The 15,079-nt window shown below is 74.8% G+C and carries 15 protein-coding genes; 5 read left to right on the forward strand and 10 right to left on the reverse strand.

What is annotated here, in order from left to right:
* Positions 1–176: 176 nt before the first annotated feature.
* Entirely contained in the window at positions 177–431 is a 255-nt protein-coding gene (locus ADEH_RS18995; RefSeq protein WP_011422722.1) for a hypothetical protein, read from the forward strand.
* 37 nt (positions 432–468) lie between these two features.
* On the opposite strand, the gene treZ is transcribed toward ADEH_RS18995, so the two are convergent.
* On the reverse strand, positions 469–2,133 hold the full coding sequence (treZ, locus tag ADEH_RS19000; protein WP_011422723.1) for a malto-oligosyltrehalose trehalohydrolase: 1,665 nt from the start codon (positions 2,131–2,133) through the stop codon (positions 469–471).
* Positions 2,134–2,377: 244 nt separating this feature from the next.
* Between treZ and ADEH_RS19005 the strand changes: the two genes are divergently transcribed.
* From ADEH_RS19005 to ADEH_RS19015, 3 genes are all read left to right on the forward strand, one after another.
* Positions 2,378–4,168, forward strand: a complete 1,791-nt coding sequence (locus ADEH_RS19005) for a phosphoenolpyruvate carboxykinase (GTP) (protein ID WP_011422724.1) — start codon at positions 2,378–2,380, stop codon at positions 4,166–4,168.
* Between the two features lie 106 nt (positions 4,169–4,274).
* On the forward strand, positions 4,275–5,024 hold the full coding sequence (locus ADEH_RS19010; protein WP_011422725.1) for an NRDE family protein: 750 nt from the start codon (positions 4,275–4,277) through the stop codon (positions 5,022–5,024).
* A gap of 35 nt (positions 5,025–5,059) precedes the next feature.
* Complete coding sequence (locus ADEH_RS19015; RefSeq protein WP_011422726.1) at positions 5,060–5,395, forward strand: DUF971 domain-containing protein; 336 nt, start codon at positions 5,060–5,062, stop codon at positions 5,393–5,395.
* A 253-nt stretch (positions 5,396–5,648) separates the two neighbouring features.
* On the opposite strand, the gene ADEH_RS19020 is transcribed toward ADEH_RS19015, so the two are convergent.
* The 5 genes from ADEH_RS19020 to ADEH_RS19040 all read right to left on the reverse strand — a co-directional run bounded on the left by ADEH_RS19020 (position 5,649) and on the right by ADEH_RS19040 (position 9,689).
* On the reverse strand, positions 5,649–6,554 hold the full coding sequence (locus ADEH_RS19020) for an HD domain-containing phosphohydrolase (protein WP_041453701.1): 906 nt from the start codon (positions 6,552–6,554) through the stop codon (positions 5,649–5,651).
* Between the two features lie 120 nt (positions 6,555–6,674).
* On the reverse strand, positions 6,675–7,166 hold the full coding sequence (smpB, locus tag ADEH_RS19025) for an SsrA-binding protein SmpB (RefSeq protein ID WP_011422728.1): 492 nt from the start codon (positions 7,164–7,166) through the stop codon (positions 6,675–6,677).
* Positions 7,163–8,032: a pantoate--beta-alanine ligase gene (gene panC, locus ADEH_RS19030; RefSeq protein WP_011422729.1), complete on the reverse strand. Its 870-nt coding sequence runs from the start codon at positions 8,030–8,032 to the stop codon at positions 7,163–7,165. Before panC ends, smpB begins: the two co-directional genes overlap by 4 nt.
* A 24-nt stretch (positions 8,033–8,056) precedes the next feature.
* Entirely contained in the window at positions 8,057–8,974 is a 918-nt protein-coding gene (panB, locus tag ADEH_RS19035) for a 3-methyl-2-oxobutanoate hydroxymethyltransferase (protein WP_011422730.1), read from the reverse strand.
* 67 nt (positions 8,975–9,041) lie between these two features.
* Positions 9,042–9,689 (reverse strand): deoxynucleoside kinase, encoded by a 648-nt coding sequence (locus ADEH_RS19040; RefSeq protein WP_011422731.1) that lies wholly within the window; start codon positions 9,687–9,689, stop codon positions 9,042–9,044.
* 233 nt (positions 9,690–9,922) lie between these two features.
* On the opposite strand from ADEH_RS19040, the gene ADEH_RS19045 reads away from it, so the two are divergent.
* Complete coding sequence (locus ADEH_RS19045) at positions 9,923–10,189, forward strand: hypothetical protein (RefSeq protein ID WP_011422732.1); 267 nt, start codon at positions 9,923–9,925, stop codon at positions 10,187–10,189.
* 95 nt (positions 10,190–10,284) lie between these two features.
* Here ADEH_RS19045 and rsmA read toward each other — a convergent pair whose 3' ends face one another.
* From rsmA to ADEH_RS19065, 4 genes are all read right to left on the reverse strand, one after another.
* Positions 10,285–11,139 carry a 16S rRNA (adenine(1518)-N(6)/adenine(1519)-N(6))-dimethyltransferase RsmA gene (rsmA, locus tag ADEH_RS19050; protein WP_011422733.1) on the reverse strand — a complete coding sequence of 285 codons (855 nt, stop codon included), beginning with the start codon at positions 11,137–11,139 and terminating at the stop codon, positions 10,285–10,287.
* Between the two features lie 55 nt (positions 11,140–11,194).
* Positions 11,195–11,521 carry an SPW repeat domain-containing protein gene (locus tag ADEH_RS19055; RefSeq protein ID WP_011422734.1) on the reverse strand — a complete coding sequence of 109 codons (327 nt, stop codon included), beginning with the start codon at positions 11,519–11,521 and terminating at the stop codon, positions 11,195–11,197.
* 91 nt (positions 11,522–11,612) lie between these two features.
* A complete protein-coding gene (tsaD, locus tag ADEH_RS19060; protein ID WP_011422735.1) occupies positions 11,613–12,617 on the reverse strand; it encodes a tRNA (adenosine(37)-N6)-threonylcarbamoyltransferase complex transferase subunit TsaD in 1,005 nt (334 codons plus the stop codon).
* Positions 12,618–12,834: 217 nt separating this feature from the next.
* Positions 12,835–14,991 (reverse strand): response regulator, encoded by a 2,157-nt coding sequence (locus tag ADEH_RS19065; protein ID WP_011422736.1) that lies wholly within the window; start codon positions 14,989–14,991, stop codon positions 12,835–12,837.
* Positions 14,992–15,079: the final 88 nt, after the last annotated feature.

A 15,079-nucleotide genomic window follows, 5' to 3' on the forward strand; every position in this document is an offset into this window, starting at 1 on the left:
CCGGTGGGCCTTGATTCGCGTCAACGGGCCCGGATCGTAACCCATTGAAACTATTAGGTCAGCGTCCTTTTGGCCCATCGCAGGATCTGCTGCGACCCCGTATCTGATGGCCTGTGGTCGCCCGGACCCCTGAGCGACCCGCGGCCGCGCCGGCGAGGCGGCGAAGGAGCGACGCGATGGCCACACAGTACGGTGCACTGTCGTACTCGTCTCGGACCCAGTCCCCCGCGCGGGTGATGACCCGCGTCATGGTGGAGGCCCGGCGCGTGCTCCTCGGGGCGCTCGCCACCGCGGCGGTGGTCGCGTTCATGAGCGCGGTCGGCTGGGTCGCGCTGCTGGCCCTCACCGTCACCATCCCGTTCGCGACCATCGTGGTCGCGCTCGCGATGGCCATCCGTCACTTCCGCCAGGATCGACGCGCGCTCGCCTGAGGCGCGCGCCCGGGGCGCCTCGCCACGCGCGTCACCGTCAGCCCTCCTCGACGCTCCACCCCCACGGGCCGAGCCCGCCCGCGGCGCGATCCGACAGGTTCGCGCGCACCGTGAGGCCGGGGCGGCGGAGCGTGAACGCCGCGCCGTCGAGCGCCACCTCCGGCCAGCGGGCCGCGATCACCTCGCGGTGGCGCCGCCGCACGTCGAGCAGCCTCCGGTGGTGGTCGCGCAGCGCGGCGTGCCGGCCGTCGCGCCGGTGCGAGAGCTTCGAGCCCAGGAACGTCTGCTCGTCCTGCGGGTCCGGCGGCTCGCCGCGCCCGCGCGCGATGTGCTCGGCGCGGCGCCCCTCGGACACCGCGCGCGCCAGGGCCGCGTCGCCGTGGCTGGTGAAGTACTGGAACGGGCGCGGCTCCCCGTACTCCTCGCCCATGAACAGGAGCGGGAGCGCCGAGCCGAGCAGCACCAGCGCCGCGATGGGCTCGAGCGCCGGCCAGGGCACCAGCGCGGCCAGCCGCTCGCCGTGCGGGCGGTTCCCGATCTGGTCGTGGTTCTGCGCGCAGGCGACGAAGCGCGACGGCGCGAGCCCCGCCACGCGGGTGCCGTGCGGCCGGCCCCGGTACACCGACGGCTCGCCCTGGAAGACGAAGCCCTGCGACAGGGCGCGCGCCACCTGCTCCGGCGCGCCGAAGTCCGCGAGGTAGCGCTCCCGCTCGCCGGTCACGAGCGCGTGGACGGCGTGGTGCAGGTCGTCCGCCCAGACGGCGGAGCAGCCCCAGCCGGCGGGCGGCGGGTCGAGGACCCGCCGGTCGTTGTCGTCGTTCTCCGCGATCACGTGGATCCGGCGCCCCTCGCGGCGCGCCAGCGCCGAGACCTCCTCGCACAGCTCGGCCACCAGGTGACGCGGCCCGTCGTCGCGGATGGCGTGCGTGGCGTCGAGGCGGAGCGCGTCCACCCGGAAGTCGCGCACCCACTGCAGCGCGGCGCCGAGGAAGTAGGCGCGCACCGGCCCGGCGTCGGGCCCGTCGAGGTCGAGGCCGTCGCCCCAGGGCGTGTGGTGACGGTCGGTGAGGTACGGCGCGAGCTGCGGGAGGTAGTTCCCCTCCGGGCCGAGGTGGTTGTAGACGACGTCGAGGCACACCGCGAGGCCGAGCGCGTGCGCGCCGTCCACGAAGCGCTGCAGCGCGGCGGGCCCGCCGTACGCGGCGTGCACCGCCCAGCTCTGCACGCCGTCGTAGCCCCAGTTGCGCGCGCCGGCGAACGGCTGCACCGGCATGAGCTCGACGCACGTGACGCCCAGGTCCGCCAGGCCGGGCAGCGCCTCGGCCGCGGCGTCGAGCGTGCCCGCCCCGGTGAAGGTGCCGACGTGGAGCTCGTAGAAGACCAGCGCCTCGAGCGGCAGCCCGGCGAACGCGCTCCGCCACCGGTGCCGTGCCGGGTCGAACACCTCGGACGCGCCGTGAACGCCGTCGGGCTGCGCGCGCGAGGCGGGATCGGGGAGCGCTCGCCCGCCCGGCAGCACGAGCTGGTAGCGCGTGCCGTGGGCCGCGCCGGGGACCTCGCCGGTCCACCATCCGCCCGGCGCGGGCGAGAGCGGGTGATCCGCGCCCTCGACCCGCACCGCGAGGCGATCGACGCGCGGCGCCCAGGCGTGGAACCGGACGCCTCCGGTCGTGATCTCCGGCCCGTGTGCCGCGAGCGACATGCGGGGAACGTAGCGCCTCCGCGCGCGCGGCGCGGGCTCGCGGCGGGGTCGTGTCGCCCGTTCGCGGGGCGCGGCGGGCGCACGTTTGCGCGCGGTGCGCGCCGGCGCCAGCTTGCAGGTCGGAACGCGAATTCGGGGCTCGACTCTGCGACCTCTCGTGCGCTAGCTTGGCGTCCCCGTTTTCCGCGCTGCAGCTGCGCGTTCCCAGGCCCTTTTTCCGCTCAATCGTAAAAAGGAATTCCTGATGTCCACCTCTCCTGCCGCTCGCCCGACGTCGAACCCCCACCTCCTCGGCTGGGTCGACGAGATGGCGAAGCTCTGCAAGCCCGATCGCGTCCACTGGTGCGACGGCTCCGAGGCCGAGAAGAAGCGGCTCACCGACGACGCGGTCGCCGCGAAGGTCCTCATCCCGCTCGACCAGCAGAAGTGGCCCGGCTGCCACTACCACCACTCGAACCCGAGCGACGTCGCCCGCGTCGAGCACCTCACCTTCATCTGCACGCCGACGAAGGAGCAGGCCGGCCCCACCAACAACTGGATGGAGCCGAAGGAGGCGTACCGGAAGCTCGGCGCCATCTTCGACGGGTCGATGAAGGGCCGCACCATGTACGTGGTGCCCTACGTGATGGGCCCGAGCACCTCGCCGTTCGCGAAGGTCGGCATCGAGATCACCGACTCCGTGTACGTGGCCCTGAACATGGGGATCATGGCGCGCATGGGGAAGGTGGCGCTCGACCGCCTCGGCGACTCGAACGAGTTCAACCGCGGCCTGCACTCGGTCGCCGACTGCAACCCCGAGCGCCGCTTCATCTGCCACTTCCCGCAGGACAACACCATCTGGTCGGTCGGCTCCGGCTACGGCGGCAACGCGCTGCTCGGCAAGAAGTGCTTGGCGCTCCGCATCGCCAGCTACCTCGCGAAGAACGAGGGCTGGCTCGCCGAGCACATGCTGATCCTGGAGGCGGAGAGCCCGACCGGCGAGAAGCAGTACGTCGCCGCCGCGTTCCCGTCGGCCTGCGGCAAGACCAACTTCGCCATGATGATCCCGCCCGCCGCGTTCCCGGGCTGGAAGATCCGGACGGTCGGCGACGACATCTCCTGGATGCGCGTGGGCGAGGACGGCCGCCTCTGGGCGGTGAACCCGGAGAACGGCTACTTCGGCGTGGCCCCGGGCACGAACCGCAAGACCAACCCGAACGCGATGGACTCGGTCCGCAAGGACACCATCTTCACCAACGTCGCCCGCACGCCGGACGGCGACATCTGGTGGGAGGGGATGGACCACGAGGCGCCGGCCGAGCTGATCGACTGGAAGGGCCAGCCCTGGAAGAAGGGCTCCACCGAGAAGGCGGCGCACCCGAACAGCCGCTTCACCGCGCCGGCGAAGAACAACCCGGCCATCTCGCCGCTGGTGGACGACCCGAAGGGCGTGCCGATCTCCGCCATCATCTTCGGCGGCCGCCGCTCCACCACGGTCCCGCTGGTGCTCGAGGCGTTCAACTGGACGCACGGCGTGTACCTGGGCTCGACCATGGGCTCGGAGACCACCGCCGCCGCCACCGGCCAGGTGGGCGTGGTCCGCCGCGACCCCATGGCGATGCTGCCGTTCATCGGCTACGACTGCGGGAGCTACCTGCAGCACTGGCTCGACATGCAGTCGCGCATCCCGAACCCGCCCAAGATCTTCCTGGTGAACTGGTTCCGGAAGAGCGCCGAGGGCAAGTTCCTGTGGCCGGGCTACGGCGACAACATGCGCGTGCTGAAGTGGATGCTGGATCGCGCCGCCGGCCGCGCGCCCGCCAAGGAGACGCTGCTCGGCTACACGCCCGGTGACGCCGGCCTCGACCTGCACGGCCTCGACGTCTCCAAGGACGCGATCGCCGCCGCGACCCGGATCGACCTGGGCGAGTGGGAGCAGGAGCTGGAGTCGCAGGCCGAGTGGTTCGAGAAGCTCGGCAAGACGCTGCCCGCGCCGCTGGCGCTCCAGCGCGAGCTGCTGCTCGAGCGCGTCCGCGCCGCCCGCAAGGTGAAGTAGCGCGCCAGCGCGAGACGTCTCCGGGGGGCCCGGCCGGCGACGGTCGGGCCCCTTCCCTTTGCACGGGGCGAGCGAGACCGCCGCGCCCGTGTTAAGCGTTCCGGGCATGTGCACCCTCGCCGTCGCCCTCCAGGCCGATCGCCGCTGGCCGGTGATCGTGGCCGCCAACCGCGACGAGCGGATCGGGCGCCCGTCGGAGGGCTGGGGCCTGCGCGACGGCGCCACCGGGATCCGCTGGGCGGCGCCCCGCGACCTCCTCGCCGGCGGCACCTGGATCGGCCTCTCGGCGCGCGGGGTCTTCGCCGGGGTGACGAACTTCCACGCGCCGGTGCAGTGGTACCCCGACCCGGAGCGCCGCTCGCGCGGCGACCTCGTGCCGCTCGCGCTCGCCGCCCCCGACGCGGAGGCCGCGCGCGCGGCCCTCGAGCGCGCCGACGCGGCGCAGTGGAACCCGTTCCACCTGGTGGTGGCCGACGCGCGCGCCGCGTTCCTGTGGTGGTACGACGGCGAGACCTCCGGGCTCGAGCCGCTCGGCCCCGGCCTGCACGTCGTCACCGAGACCTCGCCGCACGGGCGGGGGCCGCGCGCCGACCTGGTGCGCGCCCACTGGCCGCTCGAGCCCTCGGTCCCCCGCCTGCGCGAGGTGCTCACCCGGCACGCGGCCGTGCCGGGGACCGGCACCGCGCTCGCCACCTGCATCCACATGGACCCGGACTACGGCACCCGCTCGTCGGCGCTGCTGCGCCTCGCGCCGGAGCTGGACCGCTCGGAGCTGTACGCGACCGACGCGCGCCCCTGCCTCGGGCCGTACCAGGACCGGACCGACCTCGTCGCCGCGCTGGCGCGCACGGCTTGACAGCGCGCCCGCCGGGCGCCATCCAAGGGACCGCCATGGGACTCCTCGACCGGATCACCTTCCAGAAGCAGACCGCCGAGCCGCCGGAGTCGATCGACGTCCAGCCCGACCACGCGATCCGCATCGTGTGGCCGGGCGGGCGCGAGACGACCATCACCTCGTGGGCGCTGCGCGACTTCTGCCCGTGCGCCTCCTGCGTGGAGGAGGGCACCGGCAAGAAGCTCCTCGACTCCTCCACCATCCCGGCCGACATCCACCCGCTGGAGATCAACCCGGTGGGCGCGTACGCGATCCAGATCCAGTGGTCGGACGGCCACAACACCGGCCTCTACGCCTGGCCCACGCTGCGCCAGGCGTGCGGGCTGAGCTAGCGGGTCCCTCGACTCCGGTCCCTCGACTCCGGGTCCCTCGACTCCGGGCCGCTTCGCGGCCCTACGCTCGGGATGAGCGAGCTCCTGCGCGGCCCTACGCTCGGGATGAGCGGGTTCCTGCTGCGCGGCCCTACGCTCGGGATGAGCGGGTTCCTGCTGCGCGGCCCTGCGCTCGGGATGAGCGGCCTACACGGGGCTGCGCCCGGCCCCTCGACTCCGGGCCGCTTTGCGGCCCTACGCTCGGGGTGAGCGCCTACACCGGGCTGCGGCCAGGGGCCGAAACAGGCGCGTGGCGGTTCACCTCGGGCGCGTGGCCCTCGCGCGCGCCGCCGAAGCGGATCGCGCGCGGGTCGCCGCGGCCGCCGCGCAGCGCGTGCACCAGCAGCTTGGCGGTGTTCGCGTCGGCGTGCCCGGCCAGCACCTCCGCCACGATCACGTCGGCGGCGCCGCGCGCGTCGTAGGCCGCCGAGCGGTAGGCGCGCGGCCGCGTCAGCGCCGCGAACGCGCTCGCCACCGACACGACCTCCACGGCGCGCGACGGCGCGGCGCCCATGCCCGGGTAGCCCTGCCCGCAGCGCCAGTGGTGGCAGCGGGCGGCGGCCACCGCCGGGTGCGGGCCCAGCTCGCAGGCGAGCTGGTAGGCGCCGAGCAGCGGGTGGGCCGCGATCCGGTGCGCCTCGCGGATCTCCAGCCGGTCGGCGCGCTCCACCAGCGTCGCCGGCACGTGGCGCATGCCGAGGTCGTGCAGCAGCGCCGCCGCCGCCAGGTCCGGCAGCGCCCGCGCCCCGCCCACCGCGCTGAGCAGCATGCGCACCGCCACCGCCGCGGTGGTGAACGCGTGGAGGTGGAGCGCCGGCCGCTCGTCGCGCAGCGCCAGCAGCTCCTCGACGAGCGCCTCGGTCAGGCCGGCCGCGCCCACCGCCCGCGCCACCGCGTCGCGGGCGCCGGCGCGCTCGAACAGCGCCCGGTAGGCGGGGTCGTCCAGCACCGCCTCGAGCTCGCCGGCGAGCGGCGTGTCGGCGAGCGCGCGGCGGGGCGCCGGGCGCGCGCGCTGGGCCGCCTCCTCGATGGACTCGGGCGACACCACCAGACCGCGGCGGGCGACCACCCGGCCCCGGCAGTCGAGCAGGTCCTCGGCGAGCGTGAGCCGGTCGAACACCGAGACGAGGCTAGCAGGGCGGCGCCGTGCGGCGGGAGCCACCGCCCCAACGAGAACGGCGGCCGCGCGATCGGGGGCCCGCCGAGGAAGGAGCAGGGCCGGGGGCGTCCGGCGCCGACGCTACCGGCGCCGGCCCCGGGCGAGCGCCCGATCCATCTCGCGCTTCGACTCGCGCTCGGCGATGGCCCCGCGCCGGTCCTCGTGCGAGCGCCCGCGCGCCAGGCCCAGCTCCACCTTCGCCCAGCCCTGCTTGAAGTAGATCCGCAGCGGCACGAGCGTGTACCCGCGCTGCTCGACCTTGCCGCGGACGCGGTCGATCTCGGCGCGGTTCATGAGGAGCTTCCGGTCGCGCAGCGGCGCGTGGCCGAAGTGCGCCGCCTGCTTGTACTCGCCGATCCGGCAGTTGAGGAGCCACAGCTCCTCGCCGCGCGGCATCGCGTACGCGTCGGACAGGTTGACGTTCCCCTCGCGCAGCGACTTCACCTCGCTGCCGGTCAGCACCAGCCCGGCCTCCCAGGTGTCCTCGATGTCGTAGTCGAAGCGCGCGCGCCGGTTGGACGCCGCGACCTTCTCCGCGGCGTCCGCCGCCTTGCCGCCGGCCTTGCCCTTCACGGCAGCCTGCCGTTGTCGATGAGGCGGGTGGTCCCGAAGGACGCGGCGAGCAGCAGCACGGTGCCGGGCTCGGCGCGCGCCACCGGCGCGAGCGTCTCGGGGTGCACGAGCTCGACGTAGTCCACCCGGCCGCCGGCAGCCTCGAGGCGGGCGCGCGCGCCCGCCCGCAGCGCGGCCGCGTCCCGCTCGCCCCGCGCGGTGGCCTCGCGGGCCTCGGCCAGGGCCCCGGAGAGCGCGAGCGCGCGGCGACGCTCGTCCGGCGAGAGGTAGGCGTTCCGCGAGGAGAGCGCCAGGCCGTCCGGCTCGCGGACGATGGGCATGCCGACGATCTCGATGCCGAAGGCGAGGTCGCGCACCATGGCGCGGATCACCGCGAGCTGCTGCCAGTCCTTCTCCCCGAACAGCGCCACGTGCGGGCGGGTCAGGTTGAACAGCTTCGCCACCACGGTGGCGACGCCGCGGAAGTGGCCCGGGCGCGAGGCGCCGTCCAGGCCCTGCGAGGCGCGCTCCACCGTCACCCAGGTCTCGTGCCCCGGCGCGAACATCAGGGCCGGGTCGCTCGGCGCGAGCACCGCGTCGAGGCCGGCGGCGGCGCACTTCGCGAGGTCGCCCTCCAGGTCTCGCGGGTAGCGGGCCAGGTCCTCGGTCGGGCCGAACTGCGTCGGGTTCACGAAGATGGTGCCCACCGCCAGGCCGCGGCGGCCGCCCGCGTCGGCGCGGCGCCGCGCCTCGCGCATGAGCGAGAGGTGGCCCTCGTGCAGGTAGCCCATGGTCGTGACCAGGGCGATGCGGGTGCCGGCCTCGCGCGCGGCGGTGCAGCGGGCCTGCCAGGCGGCCGGGTCGGTGATCAGCTCGGGTGTCTTCACCTTGGGTGTGCTCGATCCCCGGCGCTAGATGGGGGCGCCGATGGCGTCCGGCGGCTCTTCCTCCGCCTCCTCGGCGTGGCGCTCCACCGGGACGAGGCGGACCGAGGCGGAGTGGAAGCTGTGCGCGTCGTCGGGGAACGCGCGGGCCTTCACCTCGCCGACGTATGCGCCCACCGCGCCCTCGACGGCGGCGCCCAGCTCGCCGAAGCGCTTCACGAACTTCGGCGTGAAGGAGGCGTCGAGGCCGAGCAGGTCGTTCAGCACCAGCACCTGGCCGTCGCAGTGCGGGCCGGCGCCGATGCCGATGGTCGGGATGCGCAGCTGCGAGGTGACGATGCGGGCCAGCTCGGAGGGGATGCACTCCAGCACCAGCGCGTAGCAGCCGGCCGCCTCGAGCGCCCGGGCGTCGCGCAGGATCTGCTGCGCCTTCTCCGAGTCCTTCCCCTGCACCACGTAGCCGCCCATCTTGTGGACCGACTGCGGCGTCAGGCCGATGTGGCCCATCACCGGCACGCCGGCGCGCACGATGCGGCGGATCACGTCGCCGAACTCGGCGCCGCCCTCGAGCTTCACGGCCTCGGCGCCGCCCTCCGCCACCAGCCGCATGGCGGCCTTCACCGCCTCGTCGGCGCTGGCCTGGTAGCTGCCGAAGCTCATGTCGGCGACGAGGTGGGCCCGGCCGTCGCCGCGGGCGAGCCCGCGGCGGACCATCGCCGAGTGGTAGACCATCTGGTCGAGCGTGACCGGCAGCGTGGACTCGTGGCCCTGCACCGCCATGCCCAGCGAGTCGCCCACCAGCACCGCGTCCACCCCGGCGGCGGCGACCAGCCGCGCGGCGGTCGCGTCGTAGGCGGTGACCATGGCGATGCGCTCGCCGGCTTCCTTCATCCGGCGCAGCTCGTGGATGTTGACGTGCTTCCGTGGCGGGGGATGGGACGACATCTTCGACGACCTCCGGTGTAGGCCCCGTGGCCGGGGTCCTGCCCATTGGTGAGGCGAGGAGACGACTCTAATACGTCCTGGTGCCCAGCGGTACGTAGTGCTGCGTGCCCTTGCGATGCTTCCGGATGACGGCGAGCAGCGCCTCGAGGTCCTCGGGCTCGGACTCCACGTCGATGTCGCTGGTGTTCACCACCAGCAGCGGCGTGTCCTCGTAGTGGAAGAAGAAGTCGTTGTAGGCCTTCGCGAGCGCCTCGACGTAGGCGGGATCGAGGCCCCGCTCGAAGTCGCGGCCGCGCTTCTTGACGCGCGACAGGAGCACGTCGGTGCGGGCCTGCAGGTAGATCACCAGGTCGGGCCGGACCACCCGCGGCCCCAGCAGCTCGTGGATCTGGCGGTAGAGCGCCAGCTCGGCCGGCTCCAGCGTCAAGGTCGCGAAGATCCGGTCCTTCGCGAACAGGTAGTCGGCCACGGTGGAGCTGGAGAACAGGTCCTGCTGGAACAGCGCCTGCTGCTGCTGGAAGCGCGAGAGCAGGAAGAAGACCTGCGCCTGGAACGCGTGCTTCTTCCGGTCTGCGTAGAACGCCGGGAGGAACGGGTTCGCCTCCGCCTCCTCGAGCACCAGGCGGGCGCCCAGCCGCTCGGCCAGCACCTGGGCGAGGGTCGTCTTGCCCACGCCGATGGGGCCTTCGACGGCGATGTATCGGGGGCGTTCCATCCGGAAGCTCGCAGGAACGCGCGAGATTGCCACGCACCGAGGTCGCCCGCAAGGCGCGCCCGCGGCGGGGCCGTCCGGCGGGCCGGCGCGTCCGTGACCCCGCGGCGATCTGACATCTGGATCGCGGGATCCCTGATCCTGGGATCAGGGCTGCCCCTTGACCCCGCATGTGCAGCCACGTATCGTCATGCTGGTTCGCAGGGCGGAGCGGGAACCGGGGCTCGGAGGCGGAGATGCGGAGCAGGGTGGCGGTCGGGCAGCAGGCCGTGGCGAAGGCCGGGAAGGCGCAGGAGGACGGGATCGACCCCGCCTACCACCGCGCCATCCTCAAGATCGCGCTCGAGCTCAAGAAGCCGAACGCCCCCAGCTACGACGCGATCGTGGCGGCGACCATCCGGTCGATGAAGCTCGACCCGGTCGCGTTCCGGCGGTACCTCGGCGAGAACGGCGCTCGCAACATGAGCCTGATGCTCGCCACCGCCCGCACCGGAGGCCTCTAGGCCACCGGGGACGGCTCACGGGCGCCCGTTCGACGGATGGGGTCGGTCGGGGCGGGCGGGGAGATTTGGACGGGCGCCCGTGACTTCTTCCAGGCTCAGCCGAGCGCGCGGTCGAGCGCGGCCCACTCGGCCAGCGTGAGCGTCTCGCCCCGGCGGCCCGGATCCACGCCGGCCGCCGCGAACGCCGCCTCGAGGCGCGCGGGCTCCGCGAGCTTCGCCGAGCCGAGCGCGTTGCGCAGCGTCTTGCGCCGCAGGCCGAAGCCGGCCTTCACCAGCCGGCGGAAGCGCGCCGGGTCCCCCACCGCGTCCGCGGGCGGCCGGAACAGCGCGCAGAGCACCGCGCTCTCGACCTTCGGGGGCGGCCAGAACGCGCCGGGCGGCACGATCCGCTCCACCGACACCTCCGCCTCGCGCTGGAGCAGCACCGAGAGCAGGCCCCAGTCCCGGCTCGCGGGCGGGGCCGCGAGCCGCTCGGCCACCTCGCGCTGCAGGAGGAACACCGCGCGCGACACGTGCGCCACCTGGTCGAGGATCGAGAACAGGATCGGGCTGGTCAGGTGGTACGGGAGGTTCCCCACCACCGCGAGCCGCGCGCCCTCCCCCGCGGCCGCCGGCGCGCCGAAGCGGGCCGCCAGCGCGGCGTGGTCGAGCCGCGCCGCGTCCGCCTCGAGCAGGGTGATCCGGTCGCCCAGCTCGCCGCGCAGCACCCGGGCCATGTCGCGGTCGCGCTCCACCGCGACGACGCGCGCGCCCCGCGCCAGCAGGCGCGCGGTGAGGTGGCCGAGGCCGGCCCCGAGCTCCAGCACCGGGTCGCCGGCCCGCGGCGCCGCGAGGCGGGCGATGTCGTCGAGGACGGCCTCCTCGCCGAGGAAGTTCTGGCCCCAGCTCTTCTTCGCGCGGAGGTCGTACCTGTCGAGCAGCGCGCGCGGGCTCGGATAGCGGTCGGTCATCGCGGGGCGCAGTATGCCCCGGCGCCGCCGCGCCGTCCCGCCCGGCGCGCCGGCGTCAGGTGGCGGGGGCGGCCCGTCCGCGCGGCCGGTGCGGGCGCGGCGGCGTGAGCGCCACCCAGCAGACCAGGATGCCGACCACGATGTCGTTCACCGCCAGTCCGGCATCGAGGTAGCCGAGCACGAAGGGCGACAGCACGGCCCAGGCGCCCAGCACGACGTTGACGGCCTGGAGGCGCGGCAGCGCCATGGCCAGGAACGCCACCAGGAAGATGGCGAGGCCGAGGAAGATGTGATCGCCGAACTCCGGCGCCCGCGGGCCCGCGACCAGGCCGGTCGCGAGCATCCAGCCGCCGAACAGCACGTTGAGCCAACGCAGGGACATGACCGCTCCGATCCCTCCGGGCGATCAATAGGTACGGCGGGCCGCGGCCGCAGGGACCGGGCGGGCGCCCGTCCGCCCGGCCGCCTCGCGATCAGAGGCGCCAGGCGGGATCGGCGTTCAGGTCCGGCCCGGCCCGCTCGCCCCGGAGCAGCGCGTGCGTCCCGGCGACGGCGATCATGGCCGCGTTGTCGGTGCAGAGCCTGACCGGCGGGATGAACACGGACATGCCCTCGTACTCGGCCGCGCGCGCGGTGGCGGCGGCGCGCAGCCGGCTGTTCGCGGCCACGCCGCCCGCGAGCACCAGCCGCTCGAACTGGAGGCGGCGCGCGGCGCGGAACGCCTTCTCCACCAGCGCGCGCACGATGGCCTCCTGGTAGCTCGCGCACAGGTCGGCGAGCGCGGGCCCCTCCGGCACGCCGTGCTTCTTCACGTGGTGCAGGAGCGCGGTCTTGAGCCCGGAGAAGCTGAAGTCGAGGTCGGCGCCCTTCACGATCGCCTTCGGGAAGCGGATCGCGGCCGGGTCGCCCTCCTTCGCCAGGCGGTCGATGGCGACGCCGCCCGGGTACGGCAGGCCGAGCAGCTTCGCGCCCTTGTCGAACGCCTCGCCGGCGGCGTCGTCGCGCGTCTGGCCGAGCAGGCGGTAGTCGCCGAAGCCGTGCGCGGCGTAGAGCGAGGTGTGCCCGCCCGACACCACCAGCCCGAGGTACGGGAACGCGGGCGGCACCTCCGCCAGGAACGCCGCGACCAGGTGGCCCTCGAGGTGGTTCACGCCCACGAGCGGCTTGCCCCAGGCGAGCGCCAGCGCCTTCGCGGCCTGCACGCCCACCAGCAGCGCTCCGACCAGCCCGGGCCCGCTCGTCACCGCCACCGCGTCGAGGCCCTCCGGCCCGACCCCGGAGCGCGTCAGCGCCTCGTCCACCACGGGCATCACCTGCACCACGTGGTTGCGGCTCGCCAGCTCGGGCACGACGCCGCCCCAGCGCCGGTGGATGTCGATCTGCGTGGACACCACGTCCGACAGCGCGCGCCGGCCGTCCTCGACGACCGCGGCGGCGGTCTCGTCGCAGGAGGTCTCGATGGCGAGCACTCGAGTCATCGGATCTCCATCGCGACGAGACCGTTGCGAGCGCAGGGGCAGGCGGATGAGCCTGCCCCGGAGCGAGCGGGGGGCCCGGGGGGGCGCGCCGTCTGCGTCCCCCCGGATCCGACTGCCTCGATGGCGAGGACGCGGGTCGGCATGTCGGCGGCGGAAGGTAACGCGGTCCGGCCCTGCGCGCGAGCGCAACGGTCGCCGGGGCCCGCGTTCGCGGGAGCTAGCGGAGCTGCCGGCCGAGGATGTCGCGGACCGCGCGCGCCTCGGGGCCGGTCGGCGACAGCTCCAGGAACCGCGAGTACGCGGCGCGGGCCTGGGACGCGCGCCCGGCGCCCTGGTGGATCTCGCCCCGCAGCAGCCAGGCGGGCGCGTAGGCGGGATCGAGCTCGATGGCGCGGTCGAGCGCGCGCACCGCCTCCCCGGAGCGCTGCGCGTCGTGCAGCGCGCGGGCGAGGCCGACGTAGCCGGGCGCGGTCGGCCGCAGGCCCACGGCGCGCCGGTAGTCGGCGGCGGCCTCGGCGAACCGGCCCTCCTCGTACTTCCGCGCGGCGGCGGCGAGCAGGCGGCGCGCGTCCGCGGGATCGGGGCGCGCGGCCGCGCCCGGCGCGGACGCCGGCGCGGCGGACGCGGCGGCCGGCGGCGGTGCGGGCGAAGGCGCGGGCGCCTCGGCGGCGGCGATCGCGGCGGCAGCCTCGGGCTGGGCGGTCTGCGGTGCCGCCGGCGCCTCGACCGGCACGGCGGCGGCCGCGACCGGCTGCACGGGCGAGACGGCGGCCGGCGCGGCGGCCTCGGGTGCCGGGGCGTCCGGGGGCGGCCCGGCGCCCGCACCGCGGCCGCGCAGCGCGACCGCGCCCGCGACCGCCGCGAGGACCAGCACGCCGGCGCCGATGGCGAGCGGCGCGCGCGAGCGGGGCGGGCGACGCGAGGGGGCCGCCGCGGACGGAGGCGGAGCCGGGAGCACCGGCGCGCCCGCGGCGGGCTCGGGCCGCGCGCGCGGCGCGACCTCCGGCGCGGGCGCGGCGATCGGAGCGGCGGGCGGCGGCGACCCGGGGGCCGGCCGGCGCGCGGGCGCCGCGAGCGACGGCGGCGGCGGCAGCGACCCGGGCGGCGGGAGCGGCATCGAGAAGCCGCCCTGCGGGACGAAGCTCGGCGGCGCCGCCGTGGGCGGATCGTGGCGCGCGGGCGCGGGGCGCGGCGGCTGGGCGCTGCGCTCGGGGGCGGCCGGCGCCGGCGCGTCCGGCGCGGGCACCCCCGGGGCAGCGCGCCCGACCGGCCCGGCGAACCAGTCCACGCCCTGCGGCTCCGGCGTGGCCTCCGCCGGCGCGGGGCGCGCGGGGCGGCCCAGGCGCGGCGCCTGCTCGACCGGCTCCGGCGCGGCCTCGACCGCGGGCGGCGGCGGCGCGGGGGCCGGCGGCTCGGGCGCGGGCGGGACCGCCACCTCTTTCACGATGCCCTCGAAGAAGAGCTTCGAGATCACCCCGGCGGCGGCCAGGTCGTCGTAGTCCGCCTCCTCGATCACCTGCTCGAGCGGGCGCCGCCCGTCGAACAGGCGCAGGAGCGCGTTCACGTCGTCGGGGATCTCCGCCAGCCGCTCGGCCAGCGCGGCGGGGTCGATCTCGAACACGCGGTCGAGCGAGGGCAGCTGCTCGACGATGCGGCCCCACTCGTCGATGCGGCGCATGCCCTCCATGAGCAGCCCCTGGGTCGAGACCGGGATCCGCTCCTCGCGCTCGATGGGCTTGAACTCGATCGCGAACTCGCCCTCCTGCCAGTTCAGCAGCCGGTAGAACGCGTTCTCGCCGGCGACCTTGCCGCCCAGCTCGCAGTCGAGGATGCGGCCGTCCTTGAAGTAGCAGACGGCCTCGAGCCCCCGGCGGCTCTTCACGTGCAGCGCGCCGGACTTCTTGCCCATCTCCAGCGTCTGGACGAGGTCCACCACGCCCATGTCGGAGAGGTTGCCGGCGAAGCTCGCCTTCAGGTCCTTCTTCTCGAGCCGCTCCTTCTCCTTCTTCTGGAGAAGGATCTTCACGCGGGTGACGATCTCCTTGATGTAGATGGGCTTCGTCAGGTAGTCCTCGACGCCCAGCTCGAGGCCCTTCACCTTGTACTCGACCGACTTCTGGCCGGTGAGGAAGATGAACGGCGTCCCGCGGTGGCGCTCGTCCTCCTTCAGCCGCCGGCACAGCTCGAAGCCGTCCATCTCCGGCATCTTGGTGTCGGAGAGGATCAGGTCGGGCGGCGAGACCGCGCACCGCTCCAGCGCGTCGCGCCCGTTCACCGCGGTCGTGACGGTGAAGCCCGCCTTCTTGAGCGAGACCTCCATCACCCGCAGCGACTTGGGGTCGCCATCGACGAGGAGCAGGTGCTGCTTCGCCAAGCTGCCGCCTTTCCGTACGTTTCCGTACGTCTACACGCGCCGCGATGACGCCCGGATCTCGCAGCAACGGCCCGGCGGAGTCAAGGCG

The organism is Anaeromyxobacter dehalogenans 2CP-C, from assembly GCF_000013385.1.
GTDB lineage: Bacteria > Myxococcota > Myxococcia > Myxococcales > Anaeromyxobacteraceae > Anaeromyxobacter > Anaeromyxobacter dehalogenans_B.

Coding starts and splice junctions, on each gene's coding strand:
- ADEH_RS18995 (WP_011422722.1), top strand. CDS start 177: ATGGCCACACAGTACGGTGCACTGTCGTACTCGTCTCGGACCCAGTCC.
- treZ (WP_011422723.1), bottom strand. CDS start 2,133: ATGTCGCTCGCGGCACACGGGCCGGAGATCACGACCGGAGGCGTCCGG.
- ADEH_RS19005 (WP_011422724.1), top strand. CDS start 2,378: ATGTCCACCTCTCCTGCCGCTCGCCCGACGTCGAACCCCCACCTCCTC.
- ADEH_RS19010 (WP_011422725.1), top strand. CDS start 4,275: ATGTGCACCCTCGCCGTCGCCCTCCAGGCCGATCGCCGCTGGCCGGTG.
- ADEH_RS19015 (WP_011422726.1), top strand. CDS start 5,060: ATGGGACTCCTCGACCGGATCACCTTCCAGAAGCAGACCGCCGAGCCG.
- panB (WP_011422730.1), bottom strand. CDS start 8,974: ATGTCGTCCCATCCCCCGCCACGGAAGCACGTCAACATCCACGAGCTG.
- ADEH_RS19040 (WP_011422731.1), bottom strand. CDS start 9,689: ATGGAACGCCCCCGATACATCGCCGTCGAAGGCCCCATCGGCGTGGGC.
- ADEH_RS19045 (WP_011422732.1), top strand. CDS start 9,923: ATGCGGAGCAGGGTGGCGGTCGGGCAGCAGGCCGTGGCGAAGGCCGGG.
- rsmA (WP_011422733.1), bottom strand. CDS start 11,139: ATGACCGACCGCTATCCGAGCCCGCGCGCGCTGCTCGACAGGTACGAC.
- ADEH_RS19055 (WP_011422734.1), bottom strand. CDS start 11,521: ATGTCCCTGCGTTGGCTCAACGTGCTGTTCGGCGGCTGGATGCTCGCG.
- tsaD (WP_011422735.1), bottom strand. CDS start 12,617: ATGACTCGAGTGCTCGCCATCGAGACCTCCTGCGACGAGACCGCCGCC.